This window comes from Pseudomonas sp. ERMR1:02, assembly GCF_002277815.1.
Taxonomy (GTDB): domain Bacteria; phylum Pseudomonadota; class Gammaproteobacteria; order Pseudomonadales; family Pseudomonadaceae; genus Aquipseudomonas.
This window is the reverse complement of sequence record NZ_NKJI01000001.1, coordinates 439,835-459,639: the sequence shown is the minus strand read 5'-3', so window position 1 is coordinate 459,639 and position 19,805 is coordinate 439,835. Positions and strand designations below refer to the sequence as shown.

The window sequence follows — 19,805 nt, the reverse complement described above, 5'->3', positions numbered from 1 at the left end:
CCCTCCTCATCAAGTCAACTCTCGACCACCCCTCACGGACCGAGAGCGTTGCTGATGAACCACGCCACGCGCAGCACAAAAAAATCGTCGCTCATCCTGCTGTTGATGACCATGACGCTACTGGGCGTTTTTCCGCTGGACGTCGTACTTCCTTCCTTTCCTGCTCTCTCTGACTACTACCAGACCTCAGCGTCCGACATTGCCCTTTCTGTAAGCCTGTTCGCCATTGGCCTTGCGTTATCCGTGGTGCTGGTCGGACCGCTGTCGGATTTGTGGGGGCGCAAGAGCCTTTTGCTGACAGGTATCGCCATCTCGGTGATCGGTGCAACTGGTTGCATGGTGTCCAGTGATTACAGCTGGTTTCTGGTGTTTCGGGTCATCCAGGCAGTGGGTTGCGGATCCTTTGCGCTGTCGCAGGCGCTGATTCAGGATCTGTTCGTCGGCAGAGAACAGGAGCGAATCAGGATATGGATGACGACTGCAGCCGGGGTGTTCATTTCCATATCGCCACTGCTTGGTACCTGGTTGCAAATGCATCTGGGCTGGCAGGGCAGCTTCTATATCTTTATCACATTGGCATTCATTGTCTGGATAACGGCTAGCGTCTTGCTCAAAGAAACCCCGCGCAATCGGAATGCGTCGCCCGGTGGCTTTTTCAGTGCCTACTGGCGGCTGTGTTCCGATGTACGCTTCATGGGCTACTGGCTTATTTCGGCCCTGGCCTTTGCCTGTCATTTTTCATTCATCGTCATCTCGCCAATCATTTTCATGGAGCGGCTAGCGCTCTCGGCCTACGAATTTGCCTGGGCATTGTTGTTGTACGGCGTGGCTTATGTGATCGGCGGGATAGTCGCCAGCGCATTGCATCGGCGCCTGGCGGCCAATTCGCAGATAGTGGTTGGCCTGGGGCTGATCGCACTCTCGGGGTTGGTCATGCTGTGGCTGGCGAATCAGTTCGGCCTCACTGCAGCGGCGGTGCTGATACCTATGCTCATTTGTACGGCCGGTACTACGATTGCCAGGCCTATCGCCAATTCCAAAGCCATGACCCTCTATCCGCAGGATGCCGGTACGTCCTCCTCGGTCGGCGGCGTAATGATTTTCATGTGCGGCGGGGTGATCAGCGCAGTGATCAATTTCGCCTCAGACAACCTGACTACGGCGCTTGCCCTGTGCTTCCTGGTCTTGAGCTTCGCAGGTCTCGGCCTGAACACGCTGATCAACCGCCGCACACCCTGTAGGAGCGAGCTCGCTCGCGATGGCCGCCAACGATAACGCGGGAAGCCTGACACCCCGCGTTGTCTGATCGTTCATCGCGAGCGTGCTCGCTCCTACAGGGTGCAAGACACATCCTGATCCACTGTCATAGCGACAACCTCCCGCCCCACACCTACCGTTTCTCTTCCTATCACAGAAGAGGACAACGGAATGTCCAACACGCCACAAGCCCACCGTTTACGCATAGGCCGTCGATCGGAACCCGGTCGCGTCTATCTCCTGACCGCAGTCACCTATGAACGACAACCGATCTTTCAGGATTGGCGCATTGGTCGCATGGTAGTGAACGAGTTCAGAAGAGCTCAGGAAGCCGGCAATGCAACATCTATAGCTTGGGTAATCATGCCGGATCATTTTCACTGGTTGGTTGAGTTGCACAACGGCGACTTGCCGAAATTGATGCAAGCCACCAAAGCCCGAAGTGCCCGCGCTATCAATCTCAAGCGAGGCCAGCCCGAGAGGCTATGGCAGAAAGGTTATTTCGACCGCGCTCTGCGCTGGGAGGAAGACCTCAAGGTGGCTGCTCGATACATCATCGCCAATCCAATACGTGCAGGGCTCGTCGACCATATCGGCGAGTACCCTCTGTGGGATGCGATCTGGATCTGACGTCGCTGCCCCCCTCTGTAGGAGCGTGCACGCTCGCGATGGACTCGAGAACGCCGCTGGGCATCAGGCACCCAGCGTTATCGTTAACGACCATCGCGAGCGTGCTCGCTCCTACAGGATTGCGTCTTTCCACACGTCTCATGAATGTCCCCAGGCATTCCCTCCAGCCGCCAGCCGTGTAGAATCGCGACATTCATCGCCAGTCATCCCCCGGCGGGTTTATGAGCTCAAGCTGAAGCGCGCGGCGATCCCGCAAAGTTATCGGCAACTTCCGGACACACGGCCATTTCTGAGTGTTCCAGACGTCAATAGAAGCTCACTTCCCTTTTGATACCTGATTAGCCGCCCGGAGTGCTTCATGCCTGATTACCGCTCGAAAACATCTACCCATGGCCGCAACATGGCCGGCGCCCGCGCACTGTGGCGCGCCACGGGGATGAAAGATGACGACTTCAAGAAGCCGATCATCGCCATTGCCAACTCTTTCACCCAGTTCGTACCGGGCCACGTCCACCTCAAGGACCTGGGCCAACTGGTCGCCCGCGAAATCGAACGCGCAGGTGGTGTGGCTAAAGAATTCAATACCATCGCTGTCGATGACGGCATCGCCATGGGCCACGACGGCATGCTGTATTCGCTGCCGAGCCGCGAGATCATCGCCGACTCTGTCGAGTACATGGTCAACGCCCACTGCGCCGACGCCATCGTTTGCATCTCCAACTGCGACAAGATCACCCCCGGCATGCTGATGGCGTCCCTGCGCCTGAACATCCCGGTGATCTTCGTTTCCGGCGGTCCGATGGAAGCCGGTAAGACCAAACTGGCCAGCCACGGTCTCGACCTGGTCGACGCCATGGTGATCGCCGCCGACTCCAGCGCTTCTGACGAGAAGGTTGCCGAGTACGAGCGCAGCGCCTGCCCGACCTGCGGTTCGTGCTCCGGCATGTTCACCGCCAACTCGATGAACTGCCTGGTCGAAGCCCTGGGCCTGGCCTTGCCGGGCAACGGTTCGACCCTGGCCACCCACAGCGACCGCGAGCAGCTGTTCCTGCAGGCCGGCCGCACCATCGTCGAGCTGTGCAAGCGTTACTACGGCGAGAACGATGAGTCGGTGTTGCCGCGCAACATCGCCAACTTCCAGGCGTTCGAAAATGCCATGACCCTGGACATCGCCATGGGCGGTTCCACCAATACCATCCTGCATTTGCTGGCCGCCGCCCAGGAAGCCGAGATCGATTTCGACCTGCGCGACATCGACCGTCTCTCGCGTCACGTGCCGCAGCTGTGCAAGGTCGCGCCGAACATCCAGAAATACCACATGGAAGACGTGCACCGTGCCGGCGGGATCTTCAGCATCCTCGGCTCGCTGGCCCGTGGCGGCCTGCTGCACACCCAGTTGCCGACCGTGCACAGCCGCAGCATGGAAGAAGCCATCGCCAAGTGGGACATCACCCAGACCGACGACGAAGCGGTGCATCACTTCTTCAAGGCAGGTCCTGCGGGCATCCCGACGCAAACCGCGTTCAGCCAGTCGACCCGTTGGGAAACCCTGGACGACGATCGTGAAAACGGCTGCATCCGCAGTGTCGAGCACGCCTACTCGCAAGAGGGCGGCCTGGCCGTGTTGTACGGCAACATCGCCCTGGACGGTTGCGTGGTGAAAACTGCTGGCGTCGACGAGTCGATCCACGTGTTCGAAGGCAACGCCAAGATTTTCGAAAGCCAGGACAGCGCCGTACGCGGCATCCTCGCCGACGAAGTGCAGGCCGGCGACATCGTGATCATTCGTTACGAAGGCCCGAAAGGCGGCCCGGGCATGCAGGAAATGCTCTACCCGACTTCCTACCTGAAATCCAAAGGCCTGGGCAAAGCCTGCGCCCTGCTCACCGATGGCCGTTTCTCCGGTGGTACCTCGGGCCTGTCCATCGGCCACGCTTCGCCGGAAGCCGCTGCCGGCGGCGCGATCGGTCTGGTGCAGGACGGCGACAAAGTGCTGATCGACATTCCGAACCGCTCGATCAACCTGTTGGTCAGCGACGAAGAACTGGCCACTCGCCGGGTCAAGCAGGACAAGAAAGGCTGGAAACCGGTGGAAGTGCGTCCACGTAAAGTGACCACTGCGCTGAAGGCCTACGCCCTGCTGGCGACCAGCGCCGACAAGGGTGCGGTGCGTGACAAGGCGATGCTTGACGGGCTGTAAGCGTTAGCCGCACCCATAAAAATGCCCCGCCAAGTGCGGGGCATTTTTGTTTCTGCCGGTCACCTTTCACCTGTAGGAGCGAGCATGCTCCGGGCGGCGTTCCGACGATGGACTGGAGAACGCCGCTGGGTGCCATGTTTCCAGCGTTATCGTTAACGACCATCGCGAGCATGCTCGCTCCTACAAGTAACAGTGCATCCGTTATTCCTGCGGGTCGAGGTTATCCAACGCCTGATTCACCGCCAGCTCGCCCAACATGATGATCTGCGCGATTCCAAGCATCGTGCTGCGTTGAGTTCCCTCCAGCAGTGCGGCGAAATCACTGGTCATGACATTGGCCGAAGCGAGTGATTCACAGGCGTGGGCCAACAGGGTTTCGGTGTCGAGGCCGGGCGCGATCACGAATGTTCGGCTGGGTTTGCGCGGGGTGGCGTTAATGCGGGCGGACAGGCTGTCGGCGTCCGGTGGATCGGGGGTAATTTTCAGCATTGATGAATCTCCTTACACCATAAGAAGGAGCCATCACCCTCGCTACCAAACGAAGGGTGGCGGCCATGCGCAGGTTGGTAGACCGGGGTGTAAGGAATCCGGCGCGCCCGAAGACGCCCTGTGCATGACCACCATAAAACGCAGAGACGTAAGAACGCTGCAAATCATGATGCTTTGCACCTTACACACCTGGGCTACCAAACCCGATCGCTGATGAGCAGCGACGCGCAGACGATAGAAGCCAGTACCCAGGTGCAAAAGTCGGCGGATTCTGAAGTAGTCGTAGTCCGTTGCGCAAGAATGTGAAGGTTGCGACTGTAGGAAGAAGTTGATCGAACAGAGGCTTTCATTGCCACGACTGGCCCCATCGCGGGCAAGCCCGCTCCCACAGAAATCTTCGGCGTCCCCAAAATTTGTGGTTCACCCAAAACCTTGTGGGAGCGGGCTTACCCGCGATTGGAGCACCTCGGTCTTACTGAATTTCTTCAGGCTTGACGATCACCCAGTTCTTGTCCGCCGTCACCGCCAACCCTTCCTTGGCCTGGGCCGCAGCGTGCTTGGCCATCATGCCGTTAATCTGGGTCATGTATTTGTCTTTGCGGTTGACCCACAGGTGGATGCCGCCCTTGGCCACGTCGACGCTGTGGAACAGCATGTAACCGTCGCTGCTCGGGGTATCGCCGCCGACCAGCACCGGTTTTTTCCACTCATCGATATAGGTCAGGATGGCGGCGTGCTTGCCGGCCATCCAGGTCGCAGGGGTCCACAGGTAAGGGGTCAGTTCGAGGCCCAGGTTGGCCTTCTCGTCATACTTGCCGGCAGTAATTTGCTTGCGCGCGGTGGTCAACTCGCCGGTCTTTTGGTCCTTGAGTAGCAATGACACGCCGATCACATTCTGCGGTTTGACGTTGTAGCCATACTTCGGATCGGCCGCGACCATGCGCACCAGTTCTTCGGAGGCAGCGGTCATCACGTAGACCTCGATGCCGTTCTCCATCAGCTTGTTGTAGAGCTCGGCCTGGCCGGTGAAGACTTTCGGCGGGTTAACGTCGAGGGTCTTCACCACATCGCCGTCGTAATAGGTGGTGGATACCGGTTTGCCGGAGGCCATCAGCTCGTCGACGTAGCCCTTGAGTTCTTTAAGCGTGAAGCCGGAAAACACCTGGGCGACCCATGGATAGCAAACCATGTCGTCGACTTCACAGAGGCGGTAGTAGTAGCTGAACAGGCTTTCCTTGTGGTCGGCGGTGTCCTTGAAAGGCATCAGTTTCAGGGAGGGGTCGAGTTTGTCGCGGGTGATCAGGCCCTTGTTCTCCATGAACGGCAGCAACGACTCTTCGAGGTCGTAGCGGTAACTGGTGTTGTCCATGTCGAACACCGCGTAGTTACCCTTGTTGGCGTTGGCGGCGATCATCGCGTCCAGCGCCTTGGCCTGATCGGCTGGCCAGTGTTTTAAATCCGTTGCGAGTACCTGGCCAGCGAGGCCAAGGCAAAGTGCGGCAGCCAGTAATTTCGGTGCGAACTTCATCGATCTTTCTCCCTGAGTGAAAGACATCGACGCTAACAAATAAGTGTGACAGTCCTCGTCTGTCAGCGACCGCCAACGTGCCTATCGCGCCAGCCGCATCCCGAGAGCGACACGCGCTTATTCCAAAAGCGACAGTTACCAGACGTTTTTGATATTAATTCATTAGATATCAAGCTGTTAGGCTTGCCGGTTCGCAGCTGCCCCGGAAGGCAGTTGGCACATGTCTTATGGGAGTTCCAATGAATCTGCCGCTGATTATCAATCTGCTGGTGTTCCTCGCCCTGCTTTTTGGCCTGGCACAAACCCGCCACTCTAAATGGAGCCTGGCGAAAAAGTCCTGCTCGCACTCGTCCTGGGCGTGGTGTTCGGTGTGGCGCTGCACACGGTGTACGGCACCGGTAATCCGGTGCTGAAAGCCTCGATCGGCTGGATTGATCTGGTGGGCAACGGTTACGTGCAATTGCTGCAAATGATCGTCATCCCGCTGGTCTTCGCTTCGATCCTCAGCGCCGTGGCCCGTCTGCACAACGCTTCGTCGCTGGGCAAGATCAGCTTCCTGACGATTGGCACGCTGTTGTTCACCACGGCCATCGCGGCGCTGATCGGCATCGGCCTGACCAATCTGTTCGGACTGACTGCCGAAGGCCTGGTGGCCGGCACCCAGGAAATGGCGCGCCTGCAAACGATCCAGACCGACTACGCCGGCAAAGTCGCAGACCTGAATGTGCCGCAGCTGTTGCTGTCGTTCATTCCGCAAAACCCATTCGCCGACCTGGCGCGGGCCAAGCCGACGTCGATCATCAGCGTGGTAATCTTCGCCGCATTCCTCGGCGTCGCGGCACTGCAATTGCTCAAGGATGACGTGGAAAAAGGTCAGAAAGTGATCAACGCCATCGACACCCTGCAAGCCTGGGTGATGCGTCTGGTACGTCTGGTGATGAAGCTGACCCCGTACGGCGTCCTGGCGCTGATGACCAAGGTAGTCGCCGGCTCCAACCTGCAGGACATCATCAAACTGGGCAGTTTTGTCGTAGTTTCCTACATTGGCCTGGGCCTGATGTTTGTCGTCCACGGCCTGCTGGTGTCGGCCGCCGGGATCAACCCGCTGCGCTTCTTCCGCAAAATCTGGCCAGTGCTGACGTTTGCCTTCACCAGCCGCTCGAGCGCCGCGACGATTCCGTTGAGCATCGAAGCCCAAACCAGCCGTCTGGGCATTCCACAATCCATCGCCAGTTTCGCCGCTTCGTTCGGCGCGACCATCGGCCAGAATGGCTGTGCCGGTCTCTACCCGGCGATGCTGGCGGTGATGGTTGCGCCGACTGTGGGCATTAATCCGCTGGACCCGTTGTGGATCGCGACGCTGGTGGCGATTGTGACGTTGAGTTCGGCCGGTGTGGCCGGGGTTGGCGGCGGCGCGACGTTCGCGGCGCTGATCGTGTTGCCGGCGATGGGCTTGCCGGTGTCACTGGTGGCGTTGTTGATTTCAGTTGAGCCGTTGATTGATATGGGGCGTACGGCGCTGAACGTGAGTGGTTCGATGACTGCGGGTGCGATTACCAGCCAGGTGATGCAGCAGACGGATAAAGCGCTGCTGGATGCGGATGAGCATTCGGAGTTGGCGCAAGCTTAAGACCTTCATCGTCTGTGCGGGCCTCTTCGCGGGCAAGCCTCGCTCCTACAGAATTTCGTCAATCGTGAGCACGACGTTGGTCTGTAGGAGCGAGGCTTGCCCGCGAAGCTTCTAAGCTTTTTCCCAAACTTCGAAACTGTATGCCGGCTTGCCCTCTACGGCCGGATTCGGGGTATTGGATACCAACTTCCACTGCTCTAAATCAAACTCCGGAAACCACGCATCCCCTTCCGGACTCAACGCCACACGCGTCAAATACAAACGATCAGCCTGCGCCAGCCCTTGCGCGTACAACTGCGCCCCGCCAATCAGCATCAGCTCATCGACGCCCTGCTCCTTGGCCCATTCTTCAGCCCGAACCACTGCGGCCTCCAGCGACGGATAGACCTCCGCGCCTTCGAGCACCAGATCCGCCTGACGGCTGACCACGATGTTCAAGCGCCCCGGCAGTGGACGTCCGAGCGATTCCCAGGTCTTGCGACCCATGATGATCGGCTTGCCCAGGGTGGTGGCCTTGAAGTATTTGAAGTCCCCCGGCAAGTGCCAGGGCATGCTGTTGTCGACGCCGATCACACGGTTTTCACCGAGGGCTGCGATCAGGCTGAGGGGGAGTGATTTAGTCATGCCGGCGAGGATACCAGAGGCTCGGCTTCTCGCAACGTGGCCCCCCGACAAGCGCCACAGCGGTTATGCTCACAGCTCAATTAAGCGACGGGATGCCGCGTGACTGAACTGAATAACCTCTGGCTGACAGAAACCATCCGCCTGCGCGAAGAACACGCCGGCCCTTTGGAAGATCTGGAAGCCAACCGCCTGGCCCGCAACGCGGGCGGCGACTTGCCGACACGCATTCAACGCCGAGCCTTGTGGCTAGCCGACCGTGATGGCTTGAGCGACGCACTCAAACACTGGCTGCAAGGTGCGCGGCTGGCGCTGATCGTATTGGCGGTGCTGGCCGTGGTCAGCGGTGCCGGTCTGGCGTTTGCCGCGCTAGGTGACGGGCAGTCGCCGGTGAATGTGTTCTGGGCCTTGGGCAGTCTGCTCGGGCTCAACCTGATTCTGCTATTGAGCTGGGCCTTGGGCCTGGTATTTGCCGGTGAACACGGCGCAACGCTGGGACGCTTGTGGCTATGGCTCAGCGAAAAACTCGCCCGGGACGCCAAAGCCGCCCAACTGGCCCCCGCTCTGCTCCTGCTATTGCAACGACAAAAACTCAATCGCTGGGCAATCGGCGTGCTGGTCAACAGCTTGTGGTTGCTGGCGATGCTCAGCGCCTTGGTCATTCTGCTGACGCTGATGGCGACCCGGCGTTACGGCTTCGTCTGGGAAACCACCATTCTCAGCGCAGACACATTCATCACCGTGACTCAGGCCTTGGGCGCGCTACCGGCCCTGCTCGGTTTCAGTGTGCCAACCGTGGAGATGATTCGCGCCAGTGGCGATACCGCGCTGAATATCGAAAGTGCTCGTCAAGCCTGGGCGGCATGGTTGGTTGGCGTGTTGCTGGTCTATGGCGTATTGCCGCGTCTGCTGCTGGCTTTGTTTTGCCTGTGGCGCTGGAAAACCGGCCAGGCAGCCTTGCATCTGGATCTGAACCTGCCTGGCTATGCGCAACTGCGCGAACGCCTGATGCCCACCAGTGAACGCCTGGGCATCAACGATGCGGCGCCAGAGCAGCTTCATCGGGTCGAAAGCGGTGTCAGTGAAGCGCATAGCGATGGCGCGTTATTGGTGGCCATCGAACTGGACGATCAACGCCCATGGCCGCCGCAACTGCCGAAAAACGTGAGCAACGCCGGCATTCTCGACAACCGCGAATCGCGGCACAAACTCCTCGAACAGTTGAGCCGTTTTCCGCCGGCCCGCCTGGCAATCGCTTGCGATCCAAGACGCTCGCCAGATCGCGGTAGCCTGGCGTTGATTGCCGAACTGGCCCGCAGCGCCAGCGCCACCCGCGTCTGGCTGCTGCAGGCGCCGCCCGGTGAAGCGCTGGATGCCGACCGCCTCGGCGATTGGCATGCGGCCCTGCAACAGCTTGAACTTCAATTCGCCGATTGCGCGCCGCTGAACTGGCTGGAGACCGGTCATGACTGATGCACCGAAAGCGCCGCTGAAACTGGCCGTGGTCGGCCACACCAACGTCGGCAAAACCTCGTTGTTGCGCACCCTGACCCGCGACGTCGGCTTCGGCGAAGTCTCCCATCGACCCAGCACCACGCGACACGTCGAGGGCGCGCGATTGTCGGTGGACGGCGAGCCCTTGCTCGACCTTTTCGACACACCCGGTCTGGAAGACGCCATCGCCCTGCTCGATTATCTCGAACGCCTGGAGCGCCCCGGCGAACGCCTCGACGGCCCGGCACGACTGGCCCGGTTCCTTGAAGGCAGCGAAGCACGGCAGCGCTTCGAACAGGAAGCCAAAGTACTGCGGCAACTGCTGACCTGCGATGCCGGCCTCTACGTGATCGATGCCCGCGAACCGGTGCTGGCCAAGTACCGCGACGAACTGGAGGTGTTGGCCGGCTGTGGCAAACCGCTGTTGCCGGTGCTGAATTTCGTCAGCAGCGCCAACCACCGCGAACCGGCGTGGCGCGAAGCGCTGGCGCGTCTGGGCTTGCATGCGCTGGTGCGTTTCGACAGCGTGGCGCCGCCGGAGGATGGCGAGCGTCGACTCTATGAAAGCCTCGCACTCTTGCTGGAACAGGCCCGTCCACAGCTGGAACGGTTGATCGCCGATCAGCAGACTCAACGCCATGCCCGCCAGCAAAGTGCGGCGCGGTTGATTGCCGAGTTGTTGATCGATTGCGCGGCCTGCCGGCGCAGCGTAGTCAGCGATGCAGAGCAAGAACAACAGGCCATCGGCGAACTGCATAAAGCCGTTCGCCAACGAGAGCAGCGTTGCGTCGAAGCCTTGCTCAAGTTCTACGCCTTCCGCCCACAGGACGCAGCGGCCAGCGACTTGCCGCTGCTCGACGGCCGTTGGGGTGATGACCTGTTCAATCCGGAAACCCTCAAGCAATTGGGCGTGCGAGTCGGTGGCGGGATCGCTGCCGGCGCGGCAGCCGGGGCCGGGGTCGACTTGCTGGTGGGCGGTCTGACCCTCGGCGCCGCCGCGCTGGCCGGCGCCATTGCCGGTGGTGCACTGCAAACCGCACGCAGTTATGGCGGCCGGTTGTTGGGCAAGATCAAGGGCCAGCGTGAATTGACGGTCGATGACAATGTGCTACGGCTATTAGCGCTGCGTCAGCGGCAACTGTTGCAAGCACTGGAGGCACGTGGACATGCGGCGATGGACAGCATTCAGGTGGCCACGCCCCAGGACAAATCCTGGCGCGAAGGCAAACTGCCTGAGGCCTTGAGTAAAGCGCGGGCGCACCCGCAGTGGTCTTCGCTCAATGCGCATTCGAAGTTGAGTCAGGGGGAGCGGCAGGAGCAGGTTGAGGCGTTGGCGCGGCAACTGTAGGAGCGAAGCTTGCTCGCGATGGACGTCAACGATAACGCGCCCTACCTGACAGGTCGCGTTGCCCAGACGTTTTTCGCGAGCAAGCTCGCTCCTACAGTTTCGGGCAAATCGACTACCACTCGATCTTTAGAAACTCTCGCACCAACGAATTGACCCGGGTCCGATCTGTGCGATCCGCCCGGCCGTCATTGTCCACATCGGAGCACAAGACAATCTCGAAGGTGCCGTCGTTATCAAGGTCATGAACCGCTGCCTTGTAGGCGATGATCGGGCCTTCATGGAAATGCAGCCGCACCGATTCCGGTGTGCCATCGCCGGACGGGTTCAGCGAGAACATTCGCAGATGCCGCTCCTCGCCTTCGCCGATGTTGAACCACGCGCATTTGAGGTACGTAATGCCGAAGGTTCTTAGCCGCAGAATTTCGGCGGCCGTCGCTTCTCGCAGAAACTGTTCGTCTTCATAAAACTCGAAACGCAGAGTCTCTGCCGTCCCACTACCGCTTCGATCCTGAGCAATCACTTTTAAATAGCGCATTCGTTTGCCTCCTTGGGAAAAGCTCAGCTTGAGCCCTACCCATGGGGCGATCCATGCAATGCTTCGTCAATGTCTGTAGGACCGTTCAGCAAACCTCGCGTGACAAGACGCTGACCGCCTTACGCTTCAACACTTCGAGATCAATGACCGGTACATGCATCTCCTTGGCCAGTTCATCCCACTGGCGCATGCGCAAGCTCACTGCGCATAGCGGGTCCTGCTCGAACGCCTCAGCTTGCGCTTCAGTCATCACCCCACCCTGATATTCCAGTGTCCGACGGCTGGCTTCGCTCAGGCGCTCGTAGTACCCCGGCTCCCTGAGCGTCAGATAGCGCTTGGCCTGAACGTGGTATTCCACCAACCGTGCCATGCGCTCACTGAAACCTGCGCTGCGCAAATATTCGGCACCCAGCCGCTCATGGCTGGCCACGCCGAAGCCGCCCATATTCTCGGCACCCTCGGCGCAGATGTGCCCGATGTCGTGGAAGAACGCGGCGAGCACCACTTCGTCGTCAAAGCCTTCGGCCATTGCGCACTGCGCGGCCTGGGACATGTGCTCGATCTGCGACACCGGTTCGCCAATGTAATCACTGTCGCCAAAGCGTTCGTACAGGGCGAATACCTTGGCGACGGTTTGTTCGGTTTGGGTCATCAGAAGGCGCTCGATGAAGTGGGAATTGTGTTGAAGGGTAGATCGTCATCGCGAGCAGGCTCACTCCTACAGGGGAACGCATTCCAATGTGGGAGTGAGCCTGCTCGCGATGGGGTCCTGTCAGACGGTGAAAATTTTACTTGGCTGCCACCTTCTCGGACTTGCCGTCATAACGCTTACGCCACTCGGTCAAAATCTCATCGCGATTTTTCGAAGCCCAGGCAAAGTCGTTCTTGATCAAACGCTGCTCATAGTCAGCCGGCAACTCGGTCTGCGGCTTGGCGATACCCGGTTGTGCGAGGACGGCGAAGTTTTCTTTATACAGCTCCATCGCCTCCGGGCTGGCCGAGAAGTCCGCGAGTTTCTTCGCGGCATCTTCATGTGGCGTGCCTTTGATCACAGCGGTCGCTTCAATCTCCCAACCCAGGCCCTCTTTGGGCAGGATGATGTCCAGCGGTGCGCCCTGGCGCTTCAACTGAACAGCCGGATATTCGAAGGAAATACCAATCGGGAATTCACCGGCAGCCGCCAGTTTGCACGGTTTGGAACCGGAGTGAACGTACTGGCCGATGTTCTGGTGCAGGTCGTCCATGTACTGCCAGCCCTGCTTCTCACCGAAGGTTTGCAACCAGGCGCTGACGTCGAGAAAGCCGGTGCCGGACGATGCCGGGTTCGGCATGACAATCTTGCCTTTGTACTCAGGCTTGGTCAGGTCTTGCCAGCTAACCGGTTTGGTCAGGCCCTGCTTCTCGGCTTCGACGGTATTGAAGCAAATGGTCGCGGCCCAGACGTCCATGCCTACCCAGGCTGGCGGATTGGCGACGTCGCGGTAGTTGCCGCCGATTTTTCCCAGATCCTTCGGCGCGTAGCTTTGCAGCATGCCTTGCTGATCGAGAATCGCCAGGCTCGAAGCGGCCAGGCCCCAGACCGCGTCAGCCTGTGGGCGGGCCTTTTCGGCAAGCAGTTTGGCTGTGATGATGCCGGTGGAATCGCGCACCCATTTGATCTCGACGTCCGGGTTAGCCTTTTCGAAGGCTTCCTTGTAGGTTTTCAGTTGTTCGGCTTCGAGGGCGGTGTACACCGTCAACTCGGTTTTTGCCGCGAAGGCATTCAGGCTGAAAGCGGTGAGGACAGCAGCGGCCAGGGCCAGGGCTTGAACATGATCTTTTCCTGTTTTTGAGTTGAGGGGCTTTTGGTTTTAGGAGCAGCGAATCAATGACCAGGCGCGGTCTGTCGCCAGGCCTGTGAGCGCCGCAGTAAACCGCGCGAGGCCCAGGCCAGCAGCAGGGACACGCCCGCCGAGGTGAACAGAATCAGGGTCGACATCGCCGCCGCGCCGCCGACGTTGCCGGCGTCATCCATGTTCAGCACCGCCACCGCCGCGAGGATGGTGTCGGGGCTGTAGAGGAAGATCGCCGCCGAGACGGTGGTCATGGCCGAGACAAACAAGTAGCGCACGATGTCCAGCAACGCCGGCAGGCAGATCGGCACGGTGACCCGCAGGTAGTGCCGATACAGCGGCGCCTTGAGCGAAAGCGCGGCGGCTTCGAACTCGGCGTCGAGTTGGCGCAGCGCCGTGGTCGCGGTCATCTGCGCGGTGGTCAGATAATGCGCAATGGTGCAGACCACCAGCAGGGTCATGGTCCCGTAGAGCACGTGCAGCGGGTTGCCGGTGAGGTTGAAGAAGAAAACGTAACCCAGGCCAAGCACCAGACCCGGCACCGCCATCGGTACGAAGCTGAGCATGCGCAGTGTCAGATTCAGGCCGCGCTGGCCCTTGGTTTTTTCCATCAGGTAGGCGCCGGTGAAGATCAGCGCACTACCGATCAGCGCCGTGCTCAACGCCATCTTCACGCTGTTGCCATAGGCCAGCCAACCACCGCCCGCCGTGTCATTGAACTGGTAGTGGTTGAGCGACAACGACAGGTTGTACGGCCAGAACTTCACCAACGAAGAGAACACCGCCATGCCGAACACCAGCAACAACGCGGAGCAAATCAGCAGCACGATGGCCAGGTAGCAACCATCGCGTAATTTCGATGGCGCCGGTTTGAAGACTTGCGCCCGACCGCTCATGGAATCGCCATGACGCCGACGCAGCCAGGCATCGACCCCGAAGCTGAACAGCGCAGGCAACAGCAACACCATCCCGATCAACGCACCACGACCGAACTGCTGCTGGCCGACCACGGCCTTGTAAGCTTCCAGCGCCAGCACTTGATAGTCGCCACCGACCACCACGGGCACGCCGAAGTCGGTGATGGTCAAGGTAAATACCAGACAGAACGCAGCGAACACCGCCTGACGCGTCGCCGGCCAGGTGATGCTGCGAAAGGCTTTGGCGGGACTGGCGCCCATGCTGGAGGCGGCATCGAATAGTCGCGCATCCGCCAGGGACAACGCCGACAGCAGAATCATCAAGGCGTGTGGAAAGGTGTAGATGACCTCGCCCAGAACAATGCCCCAGAAGCCGTAGATATTGTCCGAAAGCAAAGCGCGCAGCATGCCCTGATTGCCGAATAGATAAACCAGTGCAATGCCGGGCAGCATCGACGGCGCCATCAATGGCAGCAGAGAGATGCCGCGCCAAATGCCTTTGCCCGGAATCAACGTGCGTTGCAAGGCGTAAGCAAACAGATAGGCCAACGGTACGACAATCGCCGCGACACTGAGGGAAACCTTCAAGCTATTGCCCAGCAGCCAGTGGAAATTGGCACTGGTTACCAATTCCCGCGCGGCCAGCCAGCCACCACCCTGCCCGGCCTCGGAACTGAAACCTCGCCAGAAAATCGCCAGCAATGGCATCAACACCGCCACACCGAGCAACGCCAGCAAGAGGACTTTGCCGCCGACCACGAAAATCCTGTCGCCGATCTCGGCACGGGAGGCCTGCCGAATCTGCTTGTGCGGCAGCGGCAGCGCGATATTCGCGCTCATCAGGCGAACACCTGCAGGCTGCGCGGAGGCAAGGCGACCATGATTTTCTGCGCGCCGAGACGCGGCATGGCCTCCGGCGCGAGTTCGGCCAGCAAGGCGTGGCCCGGCAGATGGTCAAGCTCGAAGCTCATGCGGCAGCGGTTGCCGAGAAAGGTGATTTCGCGAACCTTGGCCGGGAACAGGTTTTCTTCGTGCACTACCGGGTTGACGTTGATCGCTTCCGGACGACAGAACAAACGGCCCGATGCGGTTTTGGCGCTACCGTCGGCCAGGCGCAGGTTCATTCCACCGACCTGGGCGTGGCTGTCGCTACTGCTATGGAATGGCAACCAGTTGCCCTGGCCGACGAACTCCGCCACGAATGGCGTAGCCGGGCGGTTGTAGATTTCCTGCGGCGTGGCGTACTGCTCGACCTTGCCGTTATTCATCACGGCGATGCGGTCGGCCATCAGCATGGCCTCATCCTGGTTGTGGGTGACCATCAGGGTGGTAACGCCGAGCTCCCGTTGCAGCTGGCGCAGTTCGGTACACAGATGCTCGCGGACACGGGCGTCGAGGGCCGACATCGGTTCATCCAGCAACAACAGCGACGGTGCCGGTGCCAGCGCCCGAGCCAGTGCGACCCGTTGCTGCTGACCGCCGGACAATTGGCCGGGGTACTTTTTCTCACTGCCACTCAGGCCGACCAGTTCGAGCATCTGTCCGACACGCTGGCGCACTTCATCGCGACCCGCGTTGGCGAGGCCGTAGGCAATGTTCGCTTCGACGGTGAGATTGGGAAACAGCGCGTAGGACTGGAACAGAATGCCGTAGTCCCGGGCCTGGGGTGCCAGGTGAGAAACGTCGCGATCGCCCAGGTACAACTCGCCGCTGTCCTGCTTTTCCAGACCAGCGATGCAACGCAGCAAGGTGGTTTTACCACAGCCCGAAGGCCCGAGCAGACACACCAACTCACCGGCCGCGACGTCGAGGGACACGTTATCCAGCGCGGTGAAAGCACCGAAACGCTTTTGCACGCCGCGCACTTTCATCGGCGCACCAGGGTTGGTCAGGGCAGTTGCGATCGAGTTGTTCATGGACGGACCTCATCAAGCAGATGAAGGCCATCCTAGAGTTGTAATGCGTCCGTCATATGGCAGTGAGGCAAAAACGGCTGATAGTGGTATTCGCGGATTTTGGTTGAGTTACCGATCGTTCCCACGCTCTGCGTGGGAATGCCTCATCGGACGCTCTGCGTTCGGCTCTTTGGGACGCAGAGCGTCCCGGGCTGCATTCCCACGCGGAGCGTGGGAACGATCATTAGGCCGGGGACATTTCCTGCGCCACCCCGAGAAATGCCGCTGGCAACCGCGCGCCTTTGCGCTCCTTCAGACAGTACAAATACTCCGGCAGCAATGGCGCATTCTCGATGCTCAGCACCCGCAACTGTGGATCGTGGGGCACTTCCTGGCGCGCGATGAGGCTGATGCCGATGTTGCGCAGCACCGCTTCGCGGATCGACTCGCGGCTGCCGATCTCCAGCAACGGCCCGACACTCACTCCGGCGCCCGCCAGCAACTCTTCGGTCATGCGGCGGGTGGTCGAGCCCGGCTCGCGCATCAACAACGTATGCCCGGCCAATGCGCTGAGCGGCACATGGTCGTGAACCGCCAACGGATGATTGCGATGCACCGCCAGTACCAGCGGATCGCTGCCGAGCACCCGCCGAATCAGCCGCGCATCCTCCAGCAACTGCGAGGATGCCGCGACATCGACACGGTATTCCTCAAGCGCTTCGAGCACCTGCTGGGAGTTGCCGATTTCCACCGACACCTCCACCTGAGGCAGACGCTCGCGAAAGGTTTTCACCAGATCAAGGATGTAATACGGCGCCGTGGCTGCAATGCGCAGGGTGCCTTGAACCTGGCCGCTGTTACGCAGGAAAAACTCGATGTCGGCTTCCTGCTGCATCAGCGTCTTCACCATCGGCAGCAGCCGCGCCCCTTCATCACTGACGCTGAGGCGGCGACCGCCACGGTAGAACAGTTCCACCGAGTACTGACTTTCCAGATGCCGAATCTGGGTCGTTACCGTGGGCTGGCTCAGGCCAAGCTTCTTCGCTGCCAAGGTAATGCTGCCCAGGCGGGCAACCATGTAAAACGCCTTCAGCTCGGCACTCAGCACAACCATCCCTCTTCGTCTATTTGCGCAGCAGGCGCAAACCGTTGAAAACCACCAACAGACTCACGCCCATGTCGGCAAACACCGCCATCCACATGGTAGCGAGCCCGGCGAAGGTTACCCCAAGAAAGATCGCCTTGATGACCAATGCCAGAACGATGTTTTGTTTGAGGATGCTTGAGGTCTGCCGCGACAGGCGGATGAAGGCCGGGATTTTGCGCAGATCGTCGTCCATCAAGGCGACATCGGCGGTTTCGATGGCGGTGTCGGTGCCGGCAGCGGCCATGGCGAAACCAATCTCCGAACGCGCCAGTGCCGGCGCATCGTTGATGCCGTCACCGACCATGCCGACGCGGTGGCCCTTTGCATAAAGTGCTTCGATGGCTTGCAGCTTGTCGGTCGGCAGCAGGTCACCCTGAGCCTGATCGATACCCACTTGCGTGGCAATCGCCTGGGCGGTGTGGACATTATCACCCGTCAGCATCAGGGTTTTGATGCCCAGTTCGTGCAGTTGCCGGATCGCTTCGCGGCTGGACTCCTTCACCGTATCGGCGACGGCGAACAGTGCCAACGGGCCGGACCGGTCAAGCAGCAGCACCACGGATTTGCCCTGTTTTTCCAGGGCGAACAGCTTTTCTTCCAGCTCTGGCGAACACAGCCCCAGATCTTCAACCAGACGATGGTTGCCCAAATGGTAGAGCTGACCATTGATTTCGCCGCGCACCCCGCGTCCACCCAGGGCCTCAAAGTTATCCACAGAGAACGGTGCGAATTGCTTATCCACAGCCGCGTTGGCGATGGCCCGCGATACCGGGTGATCCGAACGGCCGGCCATTGCCGCCGCAATCGCCGGGGCCGTGGCGTCGGCGGTCGGATCGAGTGACAGGTAATCGGTCTGCACCGGTTTGCCATGGGTGATGGTGCCGGTCTTGTCCAGAGCCAGGTAATCGAGCTTGTAACCGCCCTCCAGATAAACGCCACCCTTCACCAGAATGCCTTTGCGCGCAGCAGCCGCGAGGCCGCTGACAATAGTCACCGGCGTGGAGATCACCAACGCACAAGGGCAGGCTACAACCAACAACACCAAGGCACGGTAGATCCAGTCAAACCACAATTGCCCCATAAACAGCGGCGGGATCACAGCAACGGCCAATGCGAAGATGAATACTGCAGGCGTGTAGATTTTTGAAAATTGATCAACGAACCGCTGGGTCGGCGCCCGCGCGCCCTGGGCCTGTTCGACCGCGTGGATGATCCGCGCCAGGGTCGAATTGTTCGCCGTCGCAGTCACGGCATATTCCAGGGAACCAGCCTGGTTGATCGTGCCGGCGAACACCTTGTCGCCGACGGTTTTCTCCACAGGCAGGCTTTCACCGGTGATCGGCGCCTGATCGATGGTCGAGTTGCCCGCCAGCACTTCGCCGTCCAGACCTATGCGCTCGCCGGGCCGCACCCGCACCCGTGCGCCGAGCTCGATGGTTTTCACCTCTTGCGCGACCCAACTGCCGTCAGCCTGCAACACCGTCGCTTGTTCCGGCGTCATCTGCATCAGGCCGCTGATGGCGTTGCGCGCGCGATCCAGAGATTTGGCTTCGATCAATTCGGCCACGGTGAACAGAAACATCACCATCGCCGCTTCCGGCCACTGGCCGATGAGGATCGCGCCTGTCACCGCGATGCTCATCAGCGCGTTAATGTTCAGGTTGAGGTTCTTCAGGGCGATCCAGCCCTTTTTATAGGTACCGAGGCCGCCGCTGAGGATCGAGATCAGCGCGATGACCGCCACCACCCAGTTCGGTGCTGCGCCGGTGAAATGAATGACTTCGGCCAACAAAGCACCGACGCCGGACAGCGCCAATGGCCACCAAGGCTTTTTCTCGGGTGCAGGCGCCGGTGCTGCGGCGCCCTGCTCCAGCGGCTCGGCCTGCATGCCGAGGGATTTGATGGCCTCGATGATCGGTGCGGTACTCGCCAGGTTATGGGTGACGCCCAGCACCCGGTTAATAAGATTGAACTCTAGCTGCTGAATGCCGGTCAGTTTTCCAAGCTTGTTCTGAATCAGCGTTTGCTCGGTCGGGCAGTCCATGGCCTCGATACGGAAACTGCTCAGCCGCGCATCGGCACTTGGCGCTTCACTCAACTGGACCCGCGCGGGTGTTGCAGCTTTCGACGAACAGCAGGCATCGCCATGGCCGCCATGTACATGCTGGGTCACAGGCTTGAGTTTGCTGGTGCTAGCATCTTCGGGTTTGTGGCTGTGCAGGGAATCGCTCATTGGTCGCGTCCATAAAAGTACCTGTTGCCAAGTAAAGACCCTGTAGCCA

The 19,805-nt window shown here is 60.0% G+C and carries 15 protein-coding genes and 1 pseudogene; 6 read left to right on the top strand and 10 right to left on the bottom strand.

What is annotated here, in order from left to right; all coding sequences use genetic code 11:
• Positions 1–54 precede the first annotated feature (54 nt).
• The 3 genes from CES87_RS02220 to ilvD all read left to right on the top strand — a co-directional run bounded on the left by CES87_RS02220 (position 55) and on the right by ilvD (position 4,087).
• Complete coding sequence (locus CES87_RS02220) at positions 55–1,275, top strand: MFS transporter (protein WP_128604771.1); 1,221 nt, start codon at positions 55–57, stop codon at positions 1,273–1,275.
• Between the two features lie 153 nt (positions 1,276–1,428).
• Positions 1,429–1,887: a transposase gene (locus tag CES87_RS02215; RefSeq protein ID WP_128604770.1), complete on the top strand. Its 459-nt coding sequence runs from the start codon at positions 1,429–1,431 to the stop codon at positions 1,885–1,887.
• Positions 1,888–2,245: 358 nt separating this feature from the next.
• On the top strand, positions 2,246–4,087 hold the full coding sequence (gene ilvD / locus CES87_RS02205; RefSeq protein ID WP_128604768.1) for a dihydroxy-acid dehydratase: 1,842 nt from the start codon (positions 2,246–2,248) through the stop codon (positions 4,085–4,087).
• Positions 4,088–4,288: 201 nt separating this feature from the next.
• On the opposite strand, the gene CES87_RS02200 is transcribed toward ilvD, so the two are convergent.
• Together CES87_RS02200 and CES87_RS02195 are read right to left on the bottom strand one after the other, a co-directional pair.
• A complete protein-coding gene (locus CES87_RS02200; RefSeq protein ID WP_128604767.1) occupies positions 4,289–4,576 on the bottom strand; it encodes a DUF6124 family protein in 288 nt (95 codons plus the stop codon).
• 472 nt (positions 4,577–5,048) lie between these two features.
• Positions 5,049–6,104, bottom strand: a complete 1,056-nt coding sequence (locus CES87_RS02195; protein ID WP_128604766.1) for a haloacid dehalogenase-like hydrolase — start codon at positions 6,102–6,104, stop codon at positions 5,049–5,051.
• Positions 6,105–6,343: 239 nt separating this feature from the next.
• Between CES87_RS02195 and CES87_RS02190 the strand changes: the two are divergent.
• Positions 6,344–7,734: pseudogene (locus tag CES87_RS02190) on the top strand (L-cystine transporter).
• Positions 7,735–7,845: 111 nt separating this feature from the next.
• Here the strand turns inward: CES87_RS02190 and CES87_RS02185 are convergent.
• The gene (locus tag CES87_RS02185) at positions 7,846–8,358 is read right to left on the bottom strand and encodes a dihydrofolate reductase (RefSeq protein ID WP_128604765.1); all 513 of its coding nucleotides are present in this window, start codon (positions 8,356–8,358) and stop codon (positions 7,846–7,848) included.
• 99 nt (positions 8,359–8,457) lie between these two features.
• Between CES87_RS02185 and CES87_RS02180 the strand changes: the two genes are divergently transcribed.
• Entirely contained in the window at positions 8,458–9,828 is a 1,371-nt protein-coding gene (locus tag CES87_RS02180) for a DUF2868 domain-containing protein (RefSeq protein ID WP_128604764.1), read from the top strand.
• Positions 9,821–11,197 (top strand): GTPase/DUF3482 domain-containing protein, encoded by a 1,377-nt coding sequence (locus CES87_RS02175; RefSeq protein ID WP_128604763.1) that lies wholly within the window; start codon positions 9,821–9,823, stop codon positions 11,195–11,197. The genes CES87_RS02180 and CES87_RS02175 overlap by 8 nt, the downstream gene beginning before the upstream one ends.
• A 112-nt stretch (positions 11,198–11,309) precedes the next feature.
• Here the strand turns inward: CES87_RS02175 and CES87_RS02170 are convergent, their stop codons facing one another.
• The 7 genes from CES87_RS02170 to CES87_RS02140 all read right to left on the bottom strand — a co-directional run bounded on the left by CES87_RS02170 (position 11,310) and on the right by CES87_RS02140 (position 19,756).
• Positions 11,310–11,732 (bottom strand): hypothetical protein, encoded by a 423-nt coding sequence (locus tag CES87_RS02170; protein ID WP_128604762.1) that lies wholly within the window; start codon positions 11,730–11,732, stop codon positions 11,310–11,312.
• An 85-nt stretch (positions 11,733–11,817) separates the two neighbouring features.
• Complete coding sequence (locus tag CES87_RS02165) at positions 11,818–12,384, bottom strand: phosphonate degradation HD-domain oxygenase (RefSeq protein WP_128604761.1); 567 nt, start codon at positions 12,382–12,384, stop codon at positions 11,818–11,820.
• A gap of 136 nt (positions 12,385–12,520) precedes the next feature.
• The gene (locus CES87_RS02160; protein ID WP_128604760.1) at positions 12,521–13,534 is read right to left on the bottom strand and encodes a putative 2-aminoethylphosphonate ABC transporter substrate-binding protein; all 1,014 of its coding nucleotides are present in this window, start codon (positions 13,532–13,534) and stop codon (positions 12,521–12,523) included.
• Positions 13,535–13,596: 62 nt separating this feature from the next.
• A complete protein-coding gene (locus CES87_RS02155) occupies positions 13,597–15,321 on the bottom strand; it encodes a putative 2-aminoethylphosphonate ABC transporter permease subunit (RefSeq protein ID WP_128604759.1) in 1,725 nt (574 codons plus the stop codon).
• Positions 15,321–16,397: a putative 2-aminoethylphosphonate ABC transporter ATP-binding protein gene (locus tag CES87_RS02150; protein WP_128604758.1), complete on the bottom strand. Its 1,077-nt coding sequence runs from the start codon at positions 16,395–16,397 to the stop codon at positions 15,321–15,323. Before CES87_RS02150 ends, CES87_RS02155 begins: the two co-directional genes overlap by 1 nt.
• A gap of 223 nt (positions 16,398–16,620) precedes the next feature.
• Positions 16,621–17,484: a LysR family transcriptional regulator gene (locus tag CES87_RS02145; protein WP_128604996.1), complete on the bottom strand. Its 864-nt coding sequence runs from the start codon at positions 17,482–17,484 to the stop codon at positions 16,621–16,623.
• Positions 17,485–17,500: 16 nt separating this feature from the next.
• Positions 17,501–19,756, bottom strand: coding sequence for a heavy metal translocating P-type ATPase (locus CES87_RS02140; protein ID WP_128604757.1), 2,256 nt, complete (start codon positions 19,754–19,756; stop codon positions 17,501–17,503).
• Positions 19,757–19,805: the final 49 nt, after the last annotated feature.

Coding starts and splice junctions, on each gene's coding strand:
- CES87_RS02220 (WP_128604771.1), top strand. CDS start 55: ATGAACCACGCCACGCGCAGCACAAAAAAATCGTCGCTCATCCTGCTG.
- CES87_RS02175 (WP_128604763.1), top strand. CDS start 9,821: ATGACTGATGCACCGAAAGCGCCGCTGAAACTGGCCGTGGTCGGCCAC.
- CES87_RS02215 (WP_128604770.1), top strand. CDS start 1,429: ATGTCCAACACGCCACAAGCCCACCGTTTACGCATAGGCCGTCGATCG.
- CES87_RS02155 (WP_128604759.1), bottom strand. CDS start 15,321: ATGAGCGCGAATATCGCGCTGCCGCTGCCGCACAAGCAGATTCGGCAG.
- CES87_RS02195 (WP_128604766.1), bottom strand. CDS start 6,104: ATGAAGTTCGCACCGAAATTACTGGCTGCCGCACTTTGCCTTGGCCTC.
- CES87_RS02185 (WP_128604765.1), bottom strand. CDS start 8,358: ATGACTAAATCACTCCCCCTCAGCCTGATCGCAGCCCTCGGTGAAAAC.
- CES87_RS02150 (WP_128604758.1), bottom strand. CDS start 16,397: ATGAACAACTCGATCGCAACTGCCCTGACCAACCCTGGTGCGCCGATG.
- CES87_RS02200 (WP_128604767.1), bottom strand. CDS start 4,576: ATGCTGAAAATTACCCCCGATCCACCGGACGCCGACAGCCTGTCCGCC.
- ilvD (WP_128604768.1), top strand. CDS start 2,246: ATGCCTGATTACCGCTCGAAAACATCTACCCATGGCCGCAACATGGCC.
- CES87_RS02170 (WP_128604762.1), bottom strand. CDS start 11,732: ATGCGCTATTTAAAAGTGATTGCTCAGGATCGAAGCGGTAGTGGGACG.
- CES87_RS02165 (WP_128604761.1), bottom strand. CDS start 12,384: ATGACCCAAACCGAACAAACCGTCGCCAAGGTATTCGCCCTGTACGAA.
- CES87_RS02140 (WP_128604757.1), bottom strand. CDS start 19,756: ATGAGCGATTCCCTGCACAGCCACAAACCCGAAGATGCTAGCACCAGC.